Raw genomic sequence first — 368 nt, 5'->3', positions numbered from 1 at the left:
GGGCGCGCCTCCAGGCCGTCTGTCGCGCCCTCGGGGGGAGCCGTGACCCAGTCGGGGACGGCGCGACGCGGCCGGTCCTCGTCCGGCATGCGATGCGATGCCACTGCGGTGCTCCCTCCGTAGGCTGATCCATCGTCAGTTCTAACGGCTACCCGTGCGGCTGGCGCAGCCCCAGTTCCGGGGTCGCCGGTACGGTCGGGGCATGACCGGAATCGAACACCGTCCACTCGGGCCGTCGGGGCTCGTCGTCTCCACCGTCGGCATCGGCTGCAACAACTTCGGCCGACCCGGCACGCTGACCGAGACGCAGGAGGGCACGGACGCCGTCGTCCACGCGGCCCTCGACGCCGGCGTCACCCTGTTCGACA

General features: G+C 72.0%; 1 pseudogene. It reads left to right on the top strand.

Features of this window, described 5'->3' with window-relative positions:
• Nucleotides 1–202: 202 nt before the first annotated feature.
• Nucleotides 203–368, top strand: a pseudogene (locus BIV03_RS20185) (aldo/keto reductase); the annotation flags it as partial.

It is taken from the genome of Curtobacterium sp. MCBA15_016 (assembly GCF_001865105.1).
Taxonomy (GTDB): domain Bacteria; phylum Actinomycetota; class Actinomycetes; order Actinomycetales; family Microbacteriaceae; genus Curtobacterium.
Note: the sequence above shows the minus strand (reverse complement) of the source record. Positions and strands in the feature narration are given on the sequence as shown.